This window comes from Isosphaeraceae bacterium EP7 (assembly GCA_038400315.1).
Lineage (GTDB): Bacteria > Planctomycetota > Planctomycetia > Isosphaerales > Isosphaeraceae > EP7.
In genome coordinates this window covers 854,866-877,208 of record CP151667.1, presented here as the reverse complement: position 1 = coordinate 877,208, position 22,343 = coordinate 854,866, and the positions used below count along the sequence as shown (strand labels likewise).

The 22,343-nt window shown below is 66.3% G+C and carries 19 protein-coding genes; 13 read left to right on the top strand and 6 right to left on the bottom strand.

Translation table 11 applies throughout. From position 1 onward, the window contains the following. Nucleotides 1-19: 19 nt before the first annotated feature. Entirely contained in the window at nucleotides 20-1,000 is a 981-nt protein-coding gene (locus EP7_RS03505; protein ID WP_463526199.1) for a metal-dependent hydrolase, read from the bottom strand. Between the two features lie 161 nt (nucleotides 1,001-1,161). Further along, complete coding sequence (locus EP7_RS03500) at nucleotides 1,162-2,325, bottom strand: hypothetical protein (protein ID WP_463526198.1); 1,164 nt, start codon at nucleotides 2,323-2,325, stop codon at nucleotides 1,162-1,164. 536 nt (nucleotides 2,326-2,861) lie between these two features. On the opposite strand from EP7_RS03500, the gene EP7_RS03495 reads away from it, so the two are divergent. From EP7_RS03495 to EP7_RS03480, 4 genes are all read left to right on the top strand, one after another. Beyond that, nucleotides 2,862-3,662 carry a hypothetical protein gene (locus EP7_RS03495; RefSeq protein ID WP_463526197.1) on the top strand — a complete coding sequence of 267 codons (801 nt, stop codon included), beginning with the start codon at nucleotides 2,862-2,864 and terminating at the stop codon, nucleotides 3,660-3,662. Nucleotides 3,663-4,537: 875 nt separating this feature from the next. Beyond that, nucleotides 4,538-5,767 carry a carbonic anhydrase family protein gene (locus tag EP7_RS03490; protein WP_463526196.1) on the top strand — a complete coding sequence of 410 codons (1,230 nt, stop codon included), beginning with the start codon at nucleotides 4,538-4,540 and terminating at the stop codon, nucleotides 5,765-5,767. A 257-nt stretch (nucleotides 5,768-6,024) separates the two neighbouring features. Then, a complete protein-coding gene (locus tag EP7_RS03485) occupies nucleotides 6,025-6,771 on the top strand; it encodes a LolA-like protein (RefSeq protein WP_463526194.1) in 747 nt (248 codons plus the stop codon). 165 nt (nucleotides 6,772-6,936) lie between these two features. Then, nucleotides 6,937-7,683, top strand: a complete 747-nt coding sequence (locus EP7_RS03480; protein ID WP_463526193.1) for a LolA-like protein — start codon at nucleotides 6,937-6,939, stop codon at nucleotides 7,681-7,683. A 70-nt stretch (nucleotides 7,684-7,753) separates the two neighbouring features. Here EP7_RS03480 and EP7_RS03475 read toward each other — a convergent pair whose 3' ends face one another. Together EP7_RS03475 and EP7_RS03470 are read right to left on the bottom strand one after the other, a co-directional pair. After that, nucleotides 7,754-8,896, bottom strand: coding sequence for a hypothetical protein (locus EP7_RS03475; protein WP_463526192.1), 1,143 nt, complete (start codon nucleotides 8,894-8,896; stop codon nucleotides 7,754-7,756). Between the two features lie 214 nt (nucleotides 8,897-9,110). After that, nucleotides 9,111-9,608, bottom strand: a complete 498-nt coding sequence (locus EP7_RS03470) for a YajQ family cyclic di-GMP-binding protein (RefSeq protein WP_463526191.1) — start codon at nucleotides 9,606-9,608, stop codon at nucleotides 9,111-9,113. A 232-nt stretch (nucleotides 9,609-9,840) separates the two neighbouring features. Here EP7_RS03470 and EP7_RS03465 point away from each other — a divergent pair, with 232 nt between their 5' ends. The 5 genes from EP7_RS03465 to EP7_RS03445 all read left to right on the top strand — a co-directional run bounded on the left by EP7_RS03465 (nucleotide 9,841) and on the right by EP7_RS03445 (nucleotide 15,716). Beyond that, complete coding sequence (locus EP7_RS03465) at nucleotides 9,841-11,271, top strand: alpha/beta hydrolase family protein (RefSeq protein WP_463526190.1); 1,431 nt, start codon at nucleotides 9,841-9,843, stop codon at nucleotides 11,269-11,271. 597 nt (nucleotides 11,272-11,868) lie between these two features. Further along, nucleotides 11,869-12,138, top strand: a complete 270-nt coding sequence (locus EP7_RS03460) for a hypothetical protein (RefSeq protein ID WP_463526189.1) — start codon at nucleotides 11,869-11,871, stop codon at nucleotides 12,136-12,138. Between the two features lie 234 nt (nucleotides 12,139-12,372). Then, nucleotides 12,373-13,422 (top strand): DoxX protein, encoded by a 1,050-nt coding sequence (locus EP7_RS03455; RefSeq protein WP_463526188.1) that lies wholly within the window; start codon nucleotides 12,373-12,375, stop codon nucleotides 13,420-13,422. Nucleotides 13,423-13,619: 197 nt separating this feature from the next. Then, nucleotides 13,620-14,168, top strand: a complete 549-nt coding sequence (locus tag EP7_RS03450; RefSeq protein WP_463526187.1) for a hypothetical protein — start codon at nucleotides 13,620-13,622, stop codon at nucleotides 14,166-14,168. Nucleotides 14,169-14,357: 189 nt separating this feature from the next. Continuing rightward, nucleotides 14,358-15,716 carry a neutral/alkaline non-lysosomal ceramidase N-terminal domain-containing protein gene (locus EP7_RS03445; RefSeq protein WP_463526186.1) on the top strand — a complete coding sequence of 453 codons (1,359 nt, stop codon included), beginning with the start codon at nucleotides 14,358-14,360 and terminating at the stop codon, nucleotides 15,714-15,716. Here the strand turns inward: EP7_RS03445 and EP7_RS03440 are convergent. Beyond that, nucleotides 15,703-16,908: a WD40 repeat domain-containing protein gene (locus EP7_RS03440; RefSeq protein WP_463526185.1), complete on the bottom strand. Its 1,206-nt coding sequence runs from the start codon at nucleotides 16,906-16,908 to the stop codon at nucleotides 15,703-15,705. The genes EP7_RS03445 and EP7_RS03440 overlap by 14 nt on opposite strands. 145 nt (nucleotides 16,909-17,053) lie before the next feature. After that, a complete protein-coding gene (locus EP7_RS03435; protein ID WP_463526184.1) occupies nucleotides 17,054-18,034 on the bottom strand; it encodes an NAD-dependent epimerase/dehydratase family protein in 981 nt (326 codons plus the stop codon). A gap of 177 nt (nucleotides 18,035-18,211) precedes the next feature. Between EP7_RS03435 and EP7_RS03430 the strand changes: the two genes are divergently transcribed. The 4 genes from EP7_RS03430 to EP7_RS03415 all read left to right on the top strand — a co-directional run bounded on the left by EP7_RS03430 (nucleotide 18,212) and on the right by EP7_RS03415 (nucleotide 22,291). Beyond that, the gene (locus tag EP7_RS03430; RefSeq protein WP_463526183.1) at nucleotides 18,212-19,186 is read left to right on the top strand and encodes an energy-coupling factor ABC transporter permease; all 975 of its coding nucleotides are present in this window, start codon (nucleotides 18,212-18,214) and stop codon (nucleotides 19,184-19,186) included. Continuing rightward, complete coding sequence (locus EP7_RS03425; RefSeq protein ID WP_463526182.1) at nucleotides 19,176-19,844, top strand: energy-coupling factor transporter transmembrane component T family protein; 669 nt, start codon at nucleotides 19,176-19,178, stop codon at nucleotides 19,842-19,844. The genes EP7_RS03430 and EP7_RS03425 overlap by 11 nt, the downstream gene beginning before the upstream one ends. After that, nucleotides 19,841-20,659 carry an energy-coupling factor ABC transporter ATP-binding protein gene (locus EP7_RS03420; protein WP_463526181.1) on the top strand — a complete coding sequence of 273 codons (819 nt, stop codon included), beginning with the start codon at nucleotides 19,841-19,843 and terminating at the stop codon, nucleotides 20,657-20,659. The genes EP7_RS03425 and EP7_RS03420 overlap by 4 nt, the downstream gene beginning before the upstream one ends. 84 nt (nucleotides 20,660-20,743) lie before the next feature. Continuing rightward, nucleotides 20,744-22,291, top strand: a complete 1,548-nt coding sequence (locus EP7_RS03415) for an MFS transporter (protein WP_463526180.1) — start codon at nucleotides 20,744-20,746, stop codon at nucleotides 22,289-22,291. The last annotated feature ends 52 nt before the right edge of the window (nucleotides 22,292-22,343 follow it).

The window sequence follows — 22,343 nt, the reverse complement described above, 5'->3', positions numbered from 1 at the left end:
CGACTGAAATGGGACCCTTCTACGGGCGGCCGTCCGACGGCCTGATCGGGTCGAGTATACGGGATTTGAGCCCGCCTGCCGCCCCAATTCGGGCGGGTGTCGCGGCCGGGTCCAGCACCCGTTCCGGCCTGGCGGCGGGCGTCTGAGGCGTCCGGCCGGGGCGTTTCGGCGCCGGCGCGGGCGTGGTACGCGACGGGGTCGGGGTGGATTGGGCAAGGCGGGGGGGCGTCCTGGCCTTTGCGGGAGCCGGCCCGGGGGCCGGTCCGGGAGGCGTGGCGGCGAGCGTCTTCTCGGCTGCGTGGCCGCCGTCGTCTTGCTTGTGGAACCGCCAGAGCGGGGCGTCGACCCGGGTGCCGAAGTTCAACGGCTCCTCGGGCCACTGCTCGATCAGCGTGTAGGTCGAGTAGCTCAGCATGGCATACACGACCAGGGTGCTCATGATCGACTTCGACCAGAACTTCATCGCCGTGCCGAACGCCTTGTTCACCCGCGCACCCCGCAGGTCGACGCTGCAAATCTCGTCCAGGAGCAGGTGGGAGAAGAAGCCCGCCATCAGGGCGATGGCCATCATCACCTTGATGATCGGCTTGTCGGTGGGGTAGAAGTGCAGCGAGATGGTGCCCCAGAGTGCGCACGTGGGAAAGCTGTGGCTCATCCCCCGGTGCTTGGTCAGGCCTGCGACGATCCGCTGGAGGAAGTGGCGGACGCAGACGTAGGCGATGATCACCGCGAGCAGGTGGTACTCGAACGCGGGGACCGGTTCCATAATCGCCAGCCGGTGCCAGACGCCGATGGCGACGATCACGCCCATCAGGCCGGTGAACCCGCGCATGGCCGAGCCCGAGTCGCTATCCAGGTCGGGCAGCATCCCGCCCAGCGTGGAGAGCAGCGTGGCCACGATCCCGTAGATCCAGTGGATCTGGCCGAAGAAATAGGCGCCCAGGCCGTACACGATGCCGGTGCCGCAGCCGAACGTGACGTGCTGGCGATAGTTGCCCAAAGGGTGGATCCGGGGCTGGGGGACGATCCTTGTCCGGGGAGCCCGCGCGCATTCCAGATGGCTCATACCAGAACCGGGAGAAAGGCTCCAGGCCGATTCCGGACGCCGTCGTCGCTCGATCCGTCCGAATTGTCAAAGAGCAAACGGGTTTCTTCGTGTGCTCAGGCGGCCAACTGCTGCAAGGCGGCCCGCCGGCGCGAGGCTCGCAGGCGTTGGATCCGATTGCCGGTCTTGGAGTTGCGGCCGAGCGGCCGTGCGTCGTCCCGCGTCTCCGGCTGGTCGTTCAGGAAGGGTAATGAAATGTCGCCGAGGCAGGCCGCAAGCCGAGGGATGTGCGACGGGGCGTGGCCCGGTTGGGTTCGTTCTGTCACGACGGCATGGGGCGATTGGGTTCGTTCTGCAACGGTTGCGGCGGTCCTGGCACGACCCCGCTCGACCTCCTCGGGCGTCGGGTACGGGCTCCGCGAGGAGGGGGCGTCGTCGTCCCACTTCGGGTTCGGCGTGGGGTCGACGGGGCGGGACCGGCCCTTGTGCATCAATTCGAGGGCCCACTTCATCCGGCGGAAGCTGGCGGTCTCGTAACGACGGAGCAGGTTGAGCGTCCGGTCGTCGCCGGTGGAGAGGCCCAGGATGGCCGCCTCGCGCTCGTCCTCTTCGATGTCGTCCAGGCCCGACTCCTTGCGGCCGAGCAGCCGTTCAAGCTGGTCGTCGACGAGGTCCTGGCGGTGGTCCAGGGGGCTTGTTTCGTCGGTCGGATCGAGGGGACCGGGCAGGTCGCGCAGCTCGGGCGCGATGCCGAGGAGGTCGAGCGCCAGGGCGGCCTGTTCGTCGGTCCATGTGCCAGCCTTGTCCAGGGCGTGGCCGAGGGCGCGCCAGCGGTCGATCATCCAGTCGCAGCCGGGCGCGGTGATGGCGAGCCTGGCGGCGGTCTCCTCGGGCTTCGAAGGGAGGGTGCGTCCAAGTTTGGCGGTGTCGGCCTTGCGCTCGTCGGCCCAGCAGACGGCGGAGCGGCGGGCGCGGCTATCCCTGGCGAGCCGCTCCTCGACGCGGCAGCGCTCGATGCGCAGGCTCTCGACTGCGATCGTCTCGACAAGGCTCACCTCGAAGGCGTTCATCGGCCGCAGCGACGAGTTCCACTGCGCGGCGCGGTCGTGGGCGGCCTGGGCCTGCTCCTGCGGGACGACGATGCCGGCGCCTGAGAGCCCGTGAACCAGGCTGTTGCGGCGGGACTTCGCCTTGCCCTCGGCGGTCCTTGGTCCGGTGCTTCGCAGGGCATTGCGGCGGTTGGCGTCGATGCGCCTCTGGCTGGCGGTGGGGGTGCTCATGGTGCGGCTTCGCGCCTTTCGGTGGGTCGATCCGAGGTGTCGCCGGCCAGGCGAGACCGGCCGTCGCTGCGTCGCGCGGCCGCGCCCTTCTTAGAGATAGTCTGAATTTTGTGCGATTTCGTCCCTAAGAAATCCGAAATCTTGCGAAAAATTTCCGAGGGAGACGCGGAATGGGCCGGCGACCATCGGGCCCGGGAAGACGGGGGGACTGTGTCGATATTTTTAAACACAGGATTTCAATCCTTATTTCTGTTTGCATTTCATGTCCGGTTTTCGTTTTTATTTACATCTCAATGATAGCTCGATTCGACATCCGTGTTCCGTGCCGATTTCCGGCGGATTCGGCCCTCTGGATCGGCCGCGAAGCCACGCATGGATCGTGCCCACGGCGGTCGGTTGTCGGGGATGTTCCGACGCGTCTTCCCCTTCGCGACCTCCGCCGAGGGGACGGCGCCGCCGGGCCTCGGGCATGCTCCCGGGCTCTCATGACTCTCGGTCACCATTCGATTTGACAGCAAGAAAACGAGGAGCAGACGATGCGCTGGAACCCCCTTCGGACCCTGTTCGCGACCACCCATGAATCCGCCGCTTCGAAGAGGTCTCGCCGCCATCTGTCGGTCGAGACGCTGGAAGGGAAGGCGCTGATGGCCTATAGCGCATTCGCCGGGGTCCGAGCGGCGGCCATCGTCGCCAAGGCCGCTCCGACGGTCGAAGCGGCCGATGCCTACGTCACGGGCGTCTTCAACACGGTGCTCTATCGGGATCCGACCGAGGCCGAACTCTCGAAGCTCGCGACGCCGCTGTCCGCTGGCAAGACGACGTATGCGAAGGTGGCCGCGGTGGTCCTGAACTCGCGCGAGAACCTGGGCAACATCGTCACCAACTCCTACTACTCGATCCTGAATCGCGCGCCCGGCACGGCCGAGCTGAACAACGGGATCTCGCTGCTCAGCAAGAAGACCGGCACGGAGTCGCAGCTCCAGGCCCGGCTGTTCTCGTCGAAGGAATACCTGACCCTGTACAGCGTGAAGAATCCGACCCAATTCGTCAGTTCGGTGGCAGCGACCTATGGCGTGACCTACAGCGACTCGGCGCTGGCCGCCAACTCGCCCAACGTCGTGAAGAAGGGGCTCTACCAGGGGGCGTTGACGGTCCTGTCGAGTGCCCAGGTCATGCACTCACGGTTGGCGTTCACCTATTACTCGATCCTGGGCGAGGAGCCCACGCCGTCGGCCCTCGCGAGCCTGGCCCACGCCAGCTCGACCCGATTCGGCGGCCAGATCTCGCTGCTGTCGAGCCAGGCGTTCATCCAGTCGACCCAGATCGTGGTCGAGTGACGTCGAACCGGCCGATCGGAAGAATGACGAACGAGGCCAACCCTGGACGACGCGGTCCGAACGGATAAACGACGAGACCCACCCCGGACGACGCGGTCCGGGGGGTCTTCGGGCATGAGCCGACACGCCGGCAACCGCCTCGAGGGTCGTGCCCATGGGGCCGGCCACGGAAATCGGAAGCCCGACTTCGATACCCTGGTGTCGACCATTTTCGGTGAGCACCGCCCATTGTCCGAGCCGTAGGGCAGGGATGGCGCGATGGGGTTCCCGAGAGGGCACGGACGCTGAGCTTGCCCGCGGGATTGGCCTGTCCGCTCCGATCGACCTTGGATCGGGCGAACGATCTACCTCATCTGACCGAGCCGAGATCGAGGTGAGGCAAGACTCTCCGATCCGAGCGGGGAGGGCAGGGGTGAACAGCTCCGATCCATTCCCGCCGGCCCCAATGCACGCCGCTGGCCCCGGCGGTTTGCTCGGTTCTCGCTGAGACTGGGCCTTGGTCCCGCAATCGGACGCAGGCCTCGATGGTTTGCCTGTGGCCCCGCTCGCCGATCGTGAGGGCCTGGGTATCGCGCGGCTTGAACACGTCGTTCTCGGCCTGCTTCTTGGCAAAGCCGGCAACGATTTTCGTCGCCAGTGCCGTTTGCTTGGCCTACCTGGCGGGCATAAATCCCCTTCTTCCCGGCCGGGATGGCCGGGCGGATGGCACGTTTCGGGGGGACGTCTCGACCAGGAGATGCGGCCCCGAATCCGTTCGCGTACCGCTCGCTCGGCACGAATTCAAGGGATTGAATTCATCGTGCCAGGTTTGGTAACAGTGATGACGCCCGGAAGATGGGCAATTTACACGGAACCTGAACGGAGCACCTTGAGCGATGAGACTTCTGCCGTGGGACAAGACGCGGGAAAGGTGCCGGCGAGCCGGGCTGGCCGTGCATGTGGAGCACCTGGAAGACAGGATGGTGCTCAACGGTTCGCAGCACTCGGCGCTTGCCAGGGCCGTCAGCATCTCGGGGCGGATCACCAATGAGGTGACCGGCCGTGGGCTGGGGGGCCTGACGGTGCAGTTGTTTGACGCCGATGGGGCGAAAGCGGCCACCACCAAGACCGGCCCTCTGGGCAGGTACGCCTTCAAGGGGGAGAAGCCCGGTGCGTACGTGGTGCATGTCGAAACGCCGAAGGCGTTCGTGCAAACCTCGCCGACGTTCACCAATATCGCCCCGGTGGGGGCGTATGCAACGAACCCGGCGACGGGGCAGCTCTATACGGGGGTGAGCTGGAGCTACCATACGGGCAACAACAATCCGGAGAACGGGCCGGTGGGCCAGGACGGCTGGGTGACCATCGCCCCCGAGGGAAACGCGGCGTTCGAGTCTCCCATCAACATCAAGGGGGAACCGACCGACCTGAGCCAGTACCTGACGATCAACTACGCCCCGGCGACGCCCAAGGCGGTGATCAACAACGGGGCGCAGCTCCAGACGCAGTTCACCGCCAACAAGGCCGACTCGATCGAGCTGAACGGGGTCGAGTACGACCTGTCGCAGTTCCATGCCCACGACACGGCCGAGAATGAGGTGAATGGATATCACTACCCGATGGAGGAGCACTTCGTGAACGTCAGCTCCACCGGCGCCGAGACGGTGGTGGCGGTGTTCCTGCAACTGGGAGCGCATAACGACTCGATCCAGCCGATCCTGGACGCGGCGACGGCGAATCTGACGACCTCGGGCTCGTCGACCACGCTGTCGGCCCCCTTGAACTTCGCGGGCCTGCTCCCTTCGAGCACGCAGGGCTGGTTTTACAGCGGCTCGCTGACGACTCCGCCGCTGTCTCAGACCGTCAACTGGCTGGTGTTCTCGACCCCGATCACGCTGGATTCCGCCCAGTTGAAGCAGTATGAAGCGGTGGCCAGCGGAGCGGGCTTCCTGCCCAACAACCGCGAGATTCAGCCGACCGACGGCCGTCAGGTCGACCAGTTCAACATCGATGTGGCCTACGCCGGCGCGACGGTGGGTGGCGCGGACTTCACCCTGGCCCGCAAGGCTGCCTTGAAGGCGGTCTCGCCCGCAACCGCGACGCATTCGACCTCCTCGAACGCCTGAGAGCCGGGCCTTCGACCGACAATCCGCCGGATTGTCCCCCTTGCCGGCTCCCCCCTCCTGGGCACCCCCCGCCCGGCGCCGGTGTCAGTCGCCTCCGGATTGCGAGACGGGCCAACGTTCGGCAGCTTCCCCGAACCTGGCCGGGCGGCACCGCGCGCCAAGATCGCGGCTTCTCGCCTGACGGAATGCGACGTATCCTGTCGTGGCACGACGTTGTGGCCCGGTCCAGAATTTCCCCCCGACGACGAGGCGATCTGATGAAGGCAGTACTCGGAGTGGCGGCATTGCTCCTCGGGTTGACGGGGGGCGCGAGCGCGGAAGACAAGGAGGCGAAGGCCGTCATCGACCGCGCGATCAAGGCGCTTGGTGGCGAGGATGCCCTGGCCAGGGCCGACGTCATCTCGTGGAAGTCGAAGGGAAAGATCTACCTGGAAGGGACGCCAAACGGCTTCACGCTGCGGACGACCCTGAAGGGTCTCGATCGCACCCGCGCGGAGTTCGGTGGCGATTTCGACGGGTCGGACATCGAGGTGATCACCGTCCTCGACGGGGCCAAGGGCTGGAGGCGCTTCAACGGGACGACCCTGGAGCTGACCGAGCACGAACTGGCCGGCGAGCGGCAGAACGCCTATCTCCAGGCGATCTCGATCACGATGCTGGCGATGAAGGGCGACGGCTTCAAGGTGGAGTCCAAAGGCGAGGAGAAGATCGACGGCAAGCCCTCGGCGGTCCTCAAGGCGACCGGCCCGGACGGCAAGGACTTCACCCTCTTCTTCGACAAGGAGACCGGGCTGCCCGTGAAGCGGACGGCGAGGATCGTCAACTATGACGGGAACATCGTCGACGATCAGACGACGTTCGAGGGTCACCAGGAGTTCGGCGGGATCATGTTCGCCACCCGCGGGACGAGCACCCGCGACGGGATCAAATTTGCCGAAGTGGTGAACACCGAGATCAAGGTGCAGGCCAAGGCCGACACCTCCGTCTTCAGCCGCCCCGACTGAGCGAAGTAGGAGCCCTCGGATGATCTCGCACGGGTGCCCACGCCGGGCCGCCGGGAGTCGCCGCGCGCCTGCGGGCCGCTTCACGGAGGCATGGCGCCGCAGTATCCTGACGGGTCGTCGCGGATCTGATCCGTTCTGATCTCTCTCACGGGACGAGGCGATCTGATGAAGATGATGCTTGGGTTGGCTGCGATGTTGGTCGGTCTGACGAGCGTAGCGAGCGCGGATGACGCGGAGGTGACCGCCGTCCTGGACCGGGCGATCAAGGCACTCGGCGGCGAGGCGAAACTTGCCAAGGCCGACGTGATCTCCTGGAAAAACAAGGGCAAGCTCTACCTCAACGGCACGCCCAACGAGTTCGAGGCGACGTCGACCGTGAAGGGCCTGGACCGGCATCGGGCCGAGTTCAAGGGGAACTTCGGCGGTCAGGACGTCGAGGTGCTGGCGGTCCTGGACGGCGACAAGGGCTGGAGGAAGTTCGACGGCCAGACGCAAGGTCTGTCCGAACAGGAGCTGAGCACCGAGCGCCAGAATCTCTACCTTCAGGTTGTCACCTACAATCCCCTGGCGCTGAAGGGGAAGGGCTTCAAGGTGGAGTCGAAGGGCGAGGAGAAGGTCGACGGCAAGCCCGCCTCCGTGCTGACGGCGACCGGCCCCGACGGCAAGGACTTCACGCTCTCCTTCGACAAGGAGACCGGCCTTCCCGTGAAGCGGACGGCGAAGGTGGTCAACTTCGACGGCTCGACGGTCGACGAGGTCGAGACCTTCTCCGACTACAAGGACTATAGCGGGCTCAAGATCCCCACGAAGGTCGCGAGCACCCGCGCCGGGTCGAAGTTCGTCGAGGCGGAGACCACCGACTTCAAGGTGCTCGACAAGGCCGACGCCGACTCGTTCAGCCGCCCTGAGTGAACGAAAAAAGGCCGCCCCCCGCGAACAAGCTCGCGGGGGGCGGCCTTTGAGTTTCGATGATCCGGCCGGCTCAGGCGGCGGTGAGCCAGTTGCGGATGCGGCCCATGTCGCCGGTCCAGTTGGTGCCGGTGCGGCGGCGGGTGAAGGTGTCGTAGATGAGGTCGAGGGTCTCGACCAGGTGGCGGAGGCCGTCGATCCGGGCGATCTTCGCCTCGTCGCCCTGTGCGTCCTCGGGCTTGGGCAGGTTGGCGCCGCTGACGGAGAAGGTCTCGGCTTGCAGGGTGAACTCGTACTGCATGCCGTGGCGGACGATGATGAGGCCGGCCTTGCGGGGGAGCTTGCCGCCTTGCAGGGCGCGGAAGGCCTCGGGCAGGCGTGTCGGGCCTTCGGTGGTCAGCTGGTCGCGGCCGTTCTCGCCTCGGGGGCAGTCGAGGGTCAGGGTCTTGGCGACCATGATGGTCGCCTCGCTGCCGTCGGGCAGGTTGAGGGTGTCGCTGTCGTTCTGGAGGGTGTGCCAGAGCCAGAGCAGGAACTCATTGCCCAGGACGTCGTGGCTGGAGCCTTCCTCGTTGGCCCAGGTGACGACGGGGGAGTCGTGGAAGGGGCCGAAGGTTTCCATGCTGGCGGCTTCGCCGCGCTGCTCGGCCAGCCGCACGGCGAGCGTGCCGGCGGTGAGGGGCTCCAGCGTGCGGTCGAAGGTCTCGCGGAAGAGAGTCCGCAGGCGATCGAGCACGTTCAGGCTGGTGGCGCCCACGAAGACGGTGTTGGTCTGGCCGTCCCAGAGGATGGGGTAGTGGGCCATCCGCAGGTAGCGGCCGTCGGCCGATTCGGCCTCGGCGCGGATGATCGCGGCTTCCTTGGCCTCGGTGCGCTGGGCCTTTGTGGCCCGGCCGCTGGGGTTGAGGTGGGCCCGGGCCTGGGTCTCGATGGTGGTGTAGGCCTTGAGGATCGAGCTGGGAACCTTGTTGGTGTCGACGCGCATCGAGAGGTGGAGCGCGTCGTTAATCAGGTTCTTCTCCAGCTCGAACCGGTTGTCGAGGACGTGGTCGCCGCCCCCCCAGCCGATCTTGACGCCGTCAGTCGATTCGGCGCTGCCGTGCTTACCGATGGCGTGGAGGTTGGCTTTCTCCAGCAGGTCTTCATCGAAGGGGAGGGGGCTGTCGCCCGAGACTGCAAATCGCGCGTAGGTGATGCGTCCGCTCAAGAAGCCCATGGCTGTCCGGCCCTCCGCCTTTACGACCCAATTCCGAGTGGGGAAAGAATTCCCCGCCAGCGTCCCGGGATGCGGGGGTGCTCCGCACCGACCGACCTCCCGGGGCATGGCTAACATCGGACGGTCCGAGGCGGCGTCTGGAACGCTTCCTGCGCGAGCAGGCCCCGGACTCGGCCGCTCGTGGCGGTGGTCCGCTTGGGCGAAGAGGGGCAGATCAGGTGAAATTGGTAAACTGGAGAGGGTATTCCGGACCATTCTCCTTGAGGTACTTCATGACGGCCTGGAGTTCGTCGAGCTTCTTGCCGGTGATGCGCAGCTTCTCGTCCATGATCTGGGCCTGCACCTTCAGGCCGAGCCCCTTGATCTGCTTGACGAGCTTGCGCGCGTCGTCGGCCTCGATGCCGACGTGCATGGTGATGACCTCGCGGACGCTGTCGTGGGTCGCCTCCTCGACGGTCCCGCGCTTCAGGACATTCACGGCGACCCCGCGCTTGGCCAGCTTCTCCTTGAGGACCTGAAGCACGGTGTCGAGCTGACCCTTGTGGTCGGCCTCGAGCTTGAGGGTGTTGTCCTTCTTGTTGAACTCGATGCTGGCCCGCGTCCCCTTGAAGTCGTATCGCACGTTGATCTCGTGCTGGGCCTGGGTGACGGCGTTGTGGATCTCGACGTGGTTGACTTCGCTGACGACGTCGAAGGCGTGATTGTCGGCCATGGCCGTGGTCGGCTCCGCGCAAGTGGTGGGCGACGCCCGGAGATCGGTCGCCCTTCGATGGAAGGGAAGCGGTCCATTCTAACCGGCCGTTGGGCACGGCGTGCAGGCGATTCGCCGGGCAAGCGAATTGATCCGTCCCGGTCAAGTTCGGATCTGGTAGGGTTTCCGGCGTGGTCGGCGCATCGCCGGATGCGAAGGCCGTGGATGGCTTCCAGTCGAACCGAGGTGACCGATGCCCACGATCCGAGGTGCCTTCCTGGCGTTGTCGATGCTGACGGCCTTCGCGTGCGAAGTCTCGCGGGGCGACGACGTTCCGAAGTCGAAGCTGGCGGGGACCTGGGAGGGGAAGCTGACGATCGGGCCGGCCTCGCTGCGCCTGGTCGTGAACGTGACCCAGGGTAAGGACGGCGCCTTGAGTTCGACGCTGGACAGCCCCGACCAGGGGGCCAAGGGAATTCCCGTCGCGTCCACGACGCTTGAAGGAAAGACGTTCAAGCTCGACGTGGCGGTCATCAAGGGCGAGTTCAGCGGCACTCTTGACGACGCCGGGACCAAGGCCGAAGGGACCTGGACCCAGGGGCCCAACAAGCTCCCGCTCACCCTGGCCAAGGTGGAGAAGCCGACCGAGATCAAGCGGCCCCAGACGCCCAAGGCACCCTTCCCGTACAAGGCGATCGAGGTGAGCTACCCCGGCGGTGAGAAGGTAACGATTGCCGGAACCCTGACCGTGCCCGAAGGAAAGGGGCCGTTCCCCGCGGTGCTCATGATCACCGGGTCGGGAGCGCAGGATCGCGACGAGACCATTTTCGGCCACAAGCCGTTCTGGGTCCTGGCCGACGACCTGAGCCGAGCGGGCGTGGCTGTGCTGCGGGTGGACGACCGTGGGGTCGGGGGCTCGACGGGCGACCCGAAGGCGGCGACGACCAAAGACTACATCGACGATGTCGCGGCCGGGGTCGCATTCCTCAAGGGCCGGCCCGAGATCGACGCCGCTCACATCGGCCTGATCGGCCACAGCGAGGGGGGGATCATCGCGCCCGCGGTGGCCGCCCGCACCGAGGACGTTGATTTCATCGTGCTGCTGGCCGGCACGGGGATGACAGGGCGGGAGATCCTGATCCGGCAAGGCAAGCTGATCGGGGAGGCGGGGGGCCGGTCGGCCGAGGAAATCGCCCGGAATACAACGGTCCAGGAAGCGATGTTCCAGATCCTGGCCAAGCAGTCCGAGGACGAGCAGATCCGCATGTCGTTGGCCGACCTGCTGACCAAGGAGCACGGCAAGCTGTCGGAGGCCGAGCGAAAGGCGGTCGGCGAAGTCGACGCCTTCATCAAGGCCCAGTCCGACGCGGTGCTGAGCCCCTGGATGCGCTATTTCATCGCCTACGACCCGCTGCCGACCCTGAGCAAAGTCACCTGCCCGGTGCTGGCGATCAGCGGCGAGAAGGACCTGCAAGTGCCGCCGGAAAACCTCGAAGCGATCGCCACCGCCCTGAAGGCCGGGGGCAACATGCAGGTGACGACCCGGCTGTTCCCCGGCCTGAATCACCTCTTCCAGCCCGCCGAGACGGGGTCGCCGTCCGAGTACGGCTCGATCGAGCAGACCATCTCGCCCGCGGTGCTCGAGACCATCCGAAACTGGGTGAAGCGGCAAGCGGGGCGGTGATCGGGGAGGAACAAACGGCGGGGCGAGGAGCCGGGGTCGAGGACGGAGATCGGCGCGAATTGCCCGGGACGCGTGCACATCGATGATCCATCGATTCGCCCCCGACTTCTCTCCCATAAGAAATCGATCAACGACCGATTGAAGGCGAAGGGCCGCGATTGGACGCCGCGAAGCGAAAACCCGGGCCTTTCGAAGGGGCTTGAGCCGCGGGGCCAGGCCACTCAAGGAAGGCGGAGTCGGGTTGTCCCCATCCTCGTCGGGCGAGGTCGAGACGCGCATAACGCCGATACGGCCCCCTCCAGTCTCCCATCGTTCCGGACCCCATCCCTCGCATCGAACTTCGGGATCTTGATTTCGGAATGGGAACGGGACGGCATCCCTGCCCCAGAAGTGCCGGTCACCAACCCCGGTCTTGCCGTCCCGTTTCGGGCCGATTTCGGGACTCCCCCGGTTTGCACCTCGGGACATCGTCAGGTGAGTGGCGATGACCGTTCCTGGGGGGTAACATGAGTTAAGGCGACTGGGTCAGAAGCTCGTCGATTTCTCGTCCGGAATGTTGACCGGCGGCTTGTAGAGTAACGCCAAGCAGGACCCGAAATGGCGAAGTTATCAATCGGAATCCGCTCGGCGATGGTGATAACGGTCATAGTCGCTTTGATGCTCGCAGTGACCATCCAGAGCCTTGCCCTGAGGGAGCAAGGAAGAAAGGTCGCGGCTTTGGAAGCTCGGGCTCGCAATTTTTCCACACAAAATGCCCAGATTACAAACATAATTATGCAGATGAACATGGAAATGAACAAAAGCGTAGACGCTGTTCGCAAGCGACTCGACAAGGTTGAACGTGAGGTTGCCCCGGTCAAGCCTTGATATTTCTCAGCAATCGGGCACACAGGCCCCTTTCCGTTCCACGAGCACGCTCCAGGTCAGAAGGATTGGCGAGTTGTGCCATCCTTCTGGACGGGCCCCGCCACATGATCGCGTGCTACTCGCCAAACCCACCGTTTTCGGGGCGACGATCCGTCCTCATAGAGCATTCCAGGCCGGGACTGTAGAATGCTCCGAACGCCCAATGATTGAGCGAACGAGGATTAGGATTTAGTCATGCGATGGATTTCCCCCCGCGCCCCGGTGCTGCTCTTTGTCATCGCAGCGGCGATGGCCTGGGGCTCGACCGCCAATGCCCATGAGAAGTGGTTCCACGACGATCCGGCGAAGTACCCTTCGCGGCTCGATCAGGTGACCCAGCCGATGACCCTCGGCTTCATCGCGGCGACGGTCGTGACCGTCGGCGTGCTGGGCCTGATCTGGCGAGCGGTACGAGAGAGGGAGGTCCTGCCCGGGCCGGCCGACTTCGGGGCCGACGAGGAAGGTCGGTCGCTGCTCTACGGGTTGGTGCCGGCGATCCTGGGGCTGCACGTCGCGACCCCGCTTCTGGTCAATGCCCTCCACGGCGATCTCTTTTCTCCCAATAACTCGCTGACTGGAGTCTGGAAGTATTGGCTCGGGCTGATGCAGGTGGGGGCGGCGCTCTCATTCTTCTACGGAGGCCTGACGCGTCCGGCGGCGGCGTTCCTCGCGCTCACCTGGCTGGTTGGGTGCGTGGCGGTCGGCCTGGAGCCGATGCTGGAGAACATCCACTACCTGGGCTTCGCGGCCTTCTTCTGGCTGGCCGGGCGAGGGCCTTTCTCGATCGACCGGCTGCTGATGCCGAAGTTCGCCCCGTCGGATGCCTCGATGCGGCTCGCGATGCCGGCGCTACGCACGGGCGTCGCGCTCAGCCTGATCGCGGTCGCGTTCACCGAGAAGCTGGCGAATCGGCCATTGGCCCTCTCGTTCCTGAAGACGTATGACCTGAATTTCACCGGATATCTGGGCATCCCGATGTCCGACGAGGTGTTCGTCCTTTGCGCGGGGTCGGTGGAACTGCTGGTGGGGCTCTGCCTCCTGTTCGGAATCTTCACCCGGCTGATCATCCTGATCGCCTGGCTGCCGTTCAACCTGACGCTCACGGTCTTCAACTGGGTCGAGCTGGCCGGCCACCTGCCATATTACGGGGCCCTGGCCGTGCTGATGGTCTGGACGGCGTCCGACGAGGAGCAACGCCTCTTCATCCGCGGCCTGAAGCTGAAGCCGCGGCCCGCCTTGCCGTGAGCCCGACGTTGTTGGGCATCCCCTGAAGGCCTGAGCCTTGCGACCGTCGACGTGGACGCCTCGTGGAATTCCTGTCGACGAGGCGGTCCATGGCTCATGAATCCGTCGCCTCATTCTCTTGAGGGAGTCGGAACCGCCAAGTCACGTGAAGGCAACCGGCGGTGGCGATCGGACTTCAACATGAAGGGATTTGCCGGATGTTGACCTTCAGACGTTGGCGAGTCACGGCGTCCCTTTTCGCCCTTGTGACTCTGGGGCACGGCACAACGAGCCCTGCTCAGAAAATTCAAGTCGACCGGGTCGTTGCCGCGAAGCTGGCGGAAGCCGAATACCTTCGGGCCAGGATGACACGCGTGGTCGCCGAGGTCGACGTGCTCGTCGACACCGAGACGAGATTCAAGGAAGACGTCGAGAGATTCCGAGGTGAGATCGCGTTGGCGAAAAGCGAAGTGGCTCGCGCCCGCGAACGCCTGAGATGGTCCGAGCGGTTCTCCAAGTCCACGAAGCTCGCCGACCAACTGGCCCTGGAGAAAGCCAAGTTCACCCTCGAGCAATCGATGACCAAGCTCGAAGTGCTTCGGAAATACACGCAGAAGAATAGGATCAAAGAGCGGGAAGCCGAGATCGAGAAGGCCAAGGGCGATGACAACGCCAAGAAGGAAGTGTTTGATCAGGCAAGGAGTCGTCTGGATGAGCGAAATCTCCCCCTTCCGACCTCGGACCAGCCCAATGACGACGAGCAATAACACATTGAGTCATGAATTCCGACGTTCTTGTCCCGACGTTGATCGTTGACGATCTTGAAACGGGCTGATTTCTGGTCTCATCGTCACGGCAGGGGGGAAGAACGGGTCGTGTGGACGATTGATCGGCGTGAACGGGTGCGTTAGCCTGATCCACGACTCCGCCCCGACTTCCCCGCCGGACATCCCCGCATGCGACGATTCCACCTCGCGGCCCTCGCCGCCGCTTTCGTCGGTTTTTCCACGACCCTGACCCTCGCCGCGGAGACGCCAGCGACGACGTTTCGCGCGGGCTTCGGCGAGGTCGACATCACGCCGCCAAACGGCACGCCCCGCCAGGGGTGGAACACCAAGTTGGTGGGCGAGGGGGTGCTCGACCCGATCTTCGCACGCGCGGCGGTGTTCGACCGCGGCGGGAGCGACCCGGGTCTGCCCCTGGCGATCATTCAACTCGACGTGGCGCTCGTGAACACGGGCGATACCGCGACGATTCGAGCTAAGGTGGAGGCCGATCACAAGATTCCGGGCAACCGGGTGATGGTGACGGCCACGCACAATCACGCGGGCCCCGCCGTCATCAACGAGGCCCTCCCTCGCAGCGAGGCCTACATCGCCACGATGGTCGCCGGCGCCTCCAAGGCCGTGGGCAAGGCCCTGGCCGCTCGCCAGGAGTCCGAGATGGCCGTGGGCGTCGCCTTCGAGTTGAACGTCGCCTACAATCGCCGCGTGATCATGCGTGACGGATCGGCCCGCACCCACGGGTCGTTCACCGACCCCAACGCACTGGCCTACGAAGGCCCCATCGACCCTGAGGTCGCGGTGCTCGCCCTGCGCGGGGCCGACGGCAAGATCGTCGGGGCCCTGGTCAACTTCGCATGCCACCCCACGCACCACGGCGGCGACCAGGCCTTCAGCGCCGGCTATCCCGGCGTGATCGCCAAGGAGCTGAAGGCGAAGGGAATCCCCGTCACGCTGTTCCTGCAAGGCGCCGCCGGGAACATCGCCTATGACGACCCCCACAGGCGACCCGACAAGACCAAGGAGCAGATGGGCGCGATCCTGGCCGACGACGTCATCAAGGCGCTGGCCAAGCCCAAATGGATCAAGCCATCCACCCTCTCCGCCGCGTCGAAGACCGTCGACATCCCCTATCGCAAGGCGACCAAGGCCGACATCGAAGGGACCGCCAAGGGGACCCAGCGCTTCGGCGAGGCCGGCTACTACGAGCGTAAAATCCCGGGCATCCTCGCCATGATCGCGGAGAAGAAGACCGAGCCGGGCGAGGTGCAAGTGTTCCGCCTGGGAGACATGGCCTTCGCCTCGCAACCCTCCGAGTCCTTCGTCGAGCACGGCCTGATGATCAAGGAACAGGCCTGGCCGGTGCGCACCTTCGTCGTCTGCTACGCCAACGGGATGCTGGGTTACTTGCCCCACGAGGCCGCATTCGCGCGTGGCGGCTATGAATGCTCCTTCGGCCCGCCGAGCATGATGGCGCCCGAGGCAGGTCGGCTGCTGGCGGAGGCGGCGGTGGAGTTGATTAAAGGAAAGTAATCGGATTCGGACGTGATCTTGTTTCGCAGGACAAAACTGTGGTCCTCGCTCGCAACCGACTCAGGGCGAGTAGCCCCGTGGCCACCCCCCAGGAGCAGGCCGCCACGAGTGGCCATTTCGGCGGGAACTCTCGGTGGTCGAGCCTCAAAGACTCGCGGCCAGTGGCAGCGTCCCAGACCCGCGCCGTGCCGTCAATGTCGCAGGAGGCGACATGCCGACCATCGGGGGAGAACGTCACGGACCAGACCCTGTTCGCCGAGGACTTTGCGGTGATGATGCCGCTCTGCTTGAGCAAGATCCTGACGCGTTCCGCGTCTCGCGGTCGGGCATGCCCTTTGAACTGGACGAGAGGCCTTCGTGTGCCGATGTCCCAGACCGTGACCCGTTCCTCGGCCGCCACGGCCAGGCGTCGGCCGTCGGGGGAGAAGGCCAGTGCCGCGGGCTGGAGATAGTTGAATGCGGCCCGGACGTGGCCGTCGGTGGTGTCTATGAGCGCGATCTTCCCCGAGCCCTGCTGGACAGCCAGCGACGATCCGTCGGGCGCGAACGCCATCGAGGTCACGAATGGGCCGACGGCCTTCGTCAGGCCGGATAACTCCCCGGACACGAGGTCCCAGCCCACCAGCGTTCCTCGGACGGCGGCGAGGGTGCCGCCGTCGGGTGAGAAGGACAGCTTATACACGAACTCTCCGTCGTCGAAAGTCCTGACGAGGCTGCCGGTGGCTACGTCCCAGAGCCGGACGTGGGTGGACTCGTCCATATCGGCTCGGAGGCGTGCGGTTGCCAGGGTTCGACCGTCGGGGCTCATCGACAGGATGGAGCCGACACCGCCGCCCCCGTTCTCAAGCAGGGTCCTCCCGGGCCATCGGGTCATGTCGGCCCGAGTCCAGGCCTTTCCGTCCGCGGCCCGCGCGACTAGCTTCCTTCCGTCATCGGAGAGGACCAAGATCGGATCGGCGAACGTCCGCCGCTCGTGCCGCCGCTCCGTTCCGGTCGCGATGTCCCAAACCCTCAGCTCCACGTGCGGCGCCGGAGTCTGCGGGTAGCACACCGTGGCGAGCGAGAGCCCGTCCGGCGAGAAGACGGCCCCGCCGGCCAGGACGATCTCCGAACGCCGGAAGCGGTCGAATGTCACCCAGACCATCGGGGCCGTCGCGACGACCAGGATCATCAGGAGTTGCGATCGTCTCACGAGGATGGCCTCCGAGGGTCCCCCAGTCTCCTTGACGGGGCAGACCTAGTCGGATGGCCATTATCCTCTTACGCTCGTCCGAGGAAAGGCCGTCGCCCGGAATTCTTGCCTCCCGACCGGACGAATCGGCTTTCGGAGTGGGTCTTCAGGCAGGTGTGAGATCCGAGAGGTCCAGGCGGCCTTCGGCCTTGAGCTTGGCGAAGCGGTCATAGGTCGCGCGGATGCCGTCGACCAGAGCGGTGCGGGGCAGGGGGGCGAGGGCGACGGCGAGGCGGGAGTCGTCGAGGTCGGGGGCGATGGGAAGCTGGCGGGTGCCGTGGGTGATGAGGTCGGCGGAGTCGGGGGCCACCGATTTGAGGGTGGCGACGAACTCCTCGATGGTGACGACGGCTCCCCGGACGTTGAAGACCTCGGCCCCTTCCGTCGGCGCGTTGAGGGCCTGGACGAAGGTGGCGGCAACGTCGCCGGTGTACTGCAAGTCCTGGAGCCCGCCGTAGGTGATCGCATATTTGCGGCCGGCGGCGGCGGCCTTGATCGCCTTGGTGGGCTCGCTGGTGACGCCGAAGTCTCGGCCGACCCCGTAGACCGTCCAGGGGCGGAGGCCGATGCTGGAGATCCCCTGGTCGAGCCAGTAGACCTGCGCGTTCAGCTCATTGCAGACCTTGAAGGCGCCGTAATGGGTGACCGGGGCCAGGCGGACGGCATCGGCAATGGGGCCGGCAGAGTCGGACTCCTGGGGGCCGTGGACGGCCGCGGAGCTGGCGTAGACGACTCGCTTGATCTGGCCTTTGAGGGCGGCGGCGACCTCGAAGACGGCCAGGGTGCCGATCACGTTGACCGTGGCTCCCAGAATCGGGTTAGCCTTGCAGGTGGGGACCTGGAGGCCGGCCAGGTGCAGCAGGTGCGTGGCCTGCATTTGCTCGGCCGCGGCGCGGAGGGCGCCGGGGTCGGAGACGTCTCCCTGGAGGAAGTGGACCTTCGACAGCTCGTCGGGCTCCAGCAGGAGTTCCAGACGGTGCTTGTCTTCCTTGAGGTCGTAGATCCAGACCTCTTGGCCCTGGTCGATCAGGTTCCTGGCGACCCACGACCCGATGCAGCCGTAGCCGCCCGTCATCAACACTCGCACTCGGAGGACCTCCACTTCGGGCCGGATCGGCTTCGATTTCCGACCGCGAGGGTAGTCGACCGACCGCCCGATCGCAATGGCCGACGGGGCGCATGGGTTTTGACCGCGGGGGGCCATTGGGATACGATGCACACCGCCCGGCAATTCGTCACACGGCCCACGGAGCGAGCGCCGACCATGCACATCCCCGAGGCCGTGCTCGACCCGAGGGTCGCGGCGGCGACCGGCGTGATCGCCGGCGTCGGCCTGCTGTACGCGACTCGTACCGTGGAGCGGCAGCTGCGCGACCGGACGACGGTGCTGATGGGCACGATGTCGGCCTTCGTCTTCGCGGCGCAGATGGTGAATTTCCCGCTGGGAACGCTCCCCATCTCGGGGCACCTGCTGGGCGGTGTGCTCGCCTCGGTAATGCTGGGACCTTGGGCCGGGGCCGGGGTGATCGCGGCCGTGCTGGTGGTGCAATGCCTGCTGTTCGGCGACGGCGGCCTGACGGCCCTGGGGGCGAACTTCGTCAACATGGGGCTCATCGGCGCGGTGGGGGGCTATGCGATCTATGCCCCGCTCCGACGCCTGATCGGCGGCCGGCGCGGCGTGCTGCTGGGAGCGATGGTGGCGGCCTGGTTTTCCGTGCTGATGGCCGCCGGGGCGTTCGCGCTCGAGCTGACGGCGGGGGGTCGGGGGAACTTCGTGCAGGTGCTCGGCTGGATGGTTCTGGTCCACTCGGCGATCGGGCTGGGCGAGGCGGTCATCACGGGCCTGGTGCTGCGGTACGTCCTGCAAGTCCGGCCCGACCTGATCTATCAGCCAGACCTGCCCGAACTTGGCGCCGGGCCTAAGCTCTGGCAGGCGGGGCTGGCCGGGTTGATGGTGGCGATGAGCGTCGCGGCGTTCCTGGCTCCGTTTGCCAGCGGCAGCCCCGACGGCCTGGAGAAGGTCGGCGGCTGGCTGGGGTTCCTGGTCGAGGCCGACCCGCTGGTCCGCCCGTTGCTGCCGGACTACAAGTTCGGCGGGATCGAGCGAGAAGGGGTGGCCACGGCGCTGGCGGGCCTGCTGGGCACGATTCTCGTCTTCGGCGTGGGCGCTGTGATGGGACGGGCCTTCACACGGCCCGAGCAATCCGCCGGGGCGGGGGCTCTGGCCGATGCGTCTTGAGTTCGACTCGCTCGACCGCTCCGCCTCGATCGACGCCCCGCTGCAACGCCTGGATGCCCGGTTCAAGCTCGTCGCGGCCCTGGTCCTGATCGTCCTTGCCGTGGCCACGCCGATGGGTGCCTGGGCCCTGATGACGGCGCAAGGCCTGGTGCTCGCCTTCCTCGCGGGCCTCTCGGGCGTGCCCCCCTGGACGTTGCTGAGGCGATGGCTGGGGATGCTGGGGCTGGTCGCCTTCTTCGCGGTGCTGGTCGCCGGGACGCACCCGGAACGCGAGACTTTGGGTCGGGCGACGGTGGCGGCCTCGATCCTCGGCCGTAATGCGCTGGCCACGTTGACGACCCTGCTGCTGGTGCACGTCACCACCACGAGGGCACTCTTCGGCGGGATGCGGCGGCTGGGTGTGCCTGCGGTGATGGTCACCACGTTGCAGCTGATGGTCCGTTATCTGGCGGTGTTCGCGGACGAGCTTTCAAGAATGCTCCAGGCGAGGCGGGCGCGGTCATTCCGCAGGCGGGGAAATCTCGGCCCGGCGGCGCTGGCCAGCCTGATCTCGGTGCTGTTCCTGCGTGCAGTAGAGCGGGGCGACCGGGTGCATAACGCGATGATGTCCAGGGGCTGGGACGGCACCTGGCGGACGCTCGACGGGCCCGAAGCGTGATCCCCACGACGCCTTCCATTCCCGCCATCGAAGTGACTCACCTGGCCTATCGATACCCCGACGGCCGCGAGGCGCTGCGCGACGTGACGCTGTCGATCTCGACGGGCGAGTCGGTGGCGCTCATCGGGCCCAACGGCGCGGGCAAGAGTACGCTGCTGCTGCACCTGAACGGACTGCTGCCGGGGCGTGAGCGATCGGCCACCCTGCACGCGCACGGAGCGAAGGCGCAAGTCGGGGCGAGCGGCCCCGGATCGTCGGTGGTGATCGACGGACTGGCGATGGACGCGCGCAACGCCCCGGAGATCAGGCGGCGGGTGGGGATGGTATTCCAGGATCCCGACGACCAGCTCTTCTCGCCCACGGTCCTGGAAGACGTCGCGTTCGGGCCCTTGAACCTGGGCAAGGGGAAGGCCGAGGCCAAGCGGCTGGCGCTCGAATGCCTGGGCCGAGTCGACCTGGCGGACGCCGGCGACAGGCCCCCGCATCACCTCTCCTTCGGCGAGCGCAAGCGGGTCTGCCTGGCGGGCGTCCTGGCCTGCGAGCCGACGGTCCTGGTGCTGGACGAGCCGTCGGCCAACCTCGACCCGCGCGGCCGGCGGCGGTTCATCTCCCTGATGGCCAGCCTGGAAGCGACCAAGTTGATTGCCACGCACGACCTCGAGATGGCCCTGGCGTTATGCGGCCGGGCCATCTTGCTGGACGGCGGCCGGGTCGTCGCGGATGGCCCGATCGATCTGATCCTGGGCGACGAGACGTTGCTCGAGGCCCATGGCCTGGAGATGCCCCTGAGCCTGAAGCTAGGCCGAAGGGCCTAGGACCCTGGACGCCCCGGCTCGGGTGACTTAGCATCGCCTCGGGGACGTGAAGGCGAGACAGAGACGGCGGAGCCTGGCAGAAAAATGGGGCCGACCTTGGACGAGCGGGAGGAGACGGGCGCAACGCCGGCGGGACCTTGGGGCGTACTCGTCCTGATGTTCGCCTCGATCTTGATGGGATCGACGGCACGCGGGATCGCCGAGTGGGCGTCGCCGAGGCTGGAGGCGGTGCTGGGGATGGGCGAAGGGCAGGCCGCATCGGTTGCCACCGCCCAGATCCTCGGGTTCGCGCTCGCGGCGCCGCTCGTCGGGTACCTGGCCGACCGTTCGAGGCGAGGTCGCTGGCTGGCCGTCTGCATGGCCATTTTGGGCCTTTCGACGATCGGGGTTGGCCTGGCGCAATCCTACTTCGTCCTTCGGCTGTCACGCTTCGGCCTGGGCGCGGGGCTGGGCGGATTTCTGGTCGTTGCGATGACCTTGATGCTCGACCGCGTGGCCCGCGGCGATCGAGCCCGAATGCTTGCGTGCCTGGCCCTGGCCGCGGCGCTCGCTCCATGGCTGGTCGGGCCGATCACCACGACCGCCGACCGGTTCATCCCCTGGCCACTGACCTGCCACGCGGCAGGCGCCCTGGTGATGCTCGCCGCGCTCGTGTTCCTCGCGGTGCCCGAGCCCCTCCGAGGCGCGACCGAGGGAGTTCCGGCCAACAGGCTGCTGGCGCACGAAAAGGCGGGCGCCCCGCAGGAAGATTACATCGACCTGATGGTCAATTCGTCCTACACCTACGCGGTGCTGGGCATGGCGTTCGCCGCGTTTGCAATGGTGGGCCTGGGTCATGGGCTCATCCCTTTCTTGCGAGTGACACGGGGAATTGACGTCGAGGGGTCGCGTGCCATGGCCAGGCTGGCCGCCAACGGCGGCGCGGCGCTCGGACTGATCCTCGGCGGCCTATTCGGCGACAGGCTTTCGAAGTCACGGCCCGGCGCGATGTTCGAGGTCGCCGGGCTGTCGATGCTGGGCTCGCTGCCCATGCTGGCGCTGGCCATCTACGCCAGGCAGCCGGCCCTGGCGCTGGGCGCCTTCTTCGCGGCCCAGACGCTCCTGATGATGCACCTGGGGCCCTGCCTGGCGATCATCGCCGGCGTGACGATGCCCAACATGCGAGGGGCCGCATTCGGGGTCGCGGCGCTGGGGGCTTCGCTGATTGGCGGGCTCTGGGCCCCCGGAATGATGGGCTGGGTCGCCGGGACGTTCGCCCAGCCCGACGCCATGTCGACCGTCTTCGGCCGGGCCTTCGCGGCGCTGGGGGCGGTTCCCAAGGCGGCCGACGCCAGGTCGTTCCCCGAGAACCAGATCGCAGGGCTGCTCGTCCTCATCCCGGCCGCGCTCTTCGGCGGGGCCTTCCTGCTGGCGGGAGTCCGCCACCTGCCGCGCGAGATGGCCCTGATGCTCGCCAAGCTTCGGGCGAAACCGATCGTCTATCGACGCAAAACCGCCCCGCGACCGATCACACGCGATCGAACCCAACCCGTTTTACTTCAAGGCTTAACGCCAGATCAATCGGCGGCGACTGGCGGCCCACCGCCCGTCTCTCCCGCTGAGCCCGGCTTGCAAGGGCCGGCCGCCGGTTAGAATGGCGGGCGATCCGTCCGGGTCATCGACCTAGAGCCCGCGTTTGTTCGCC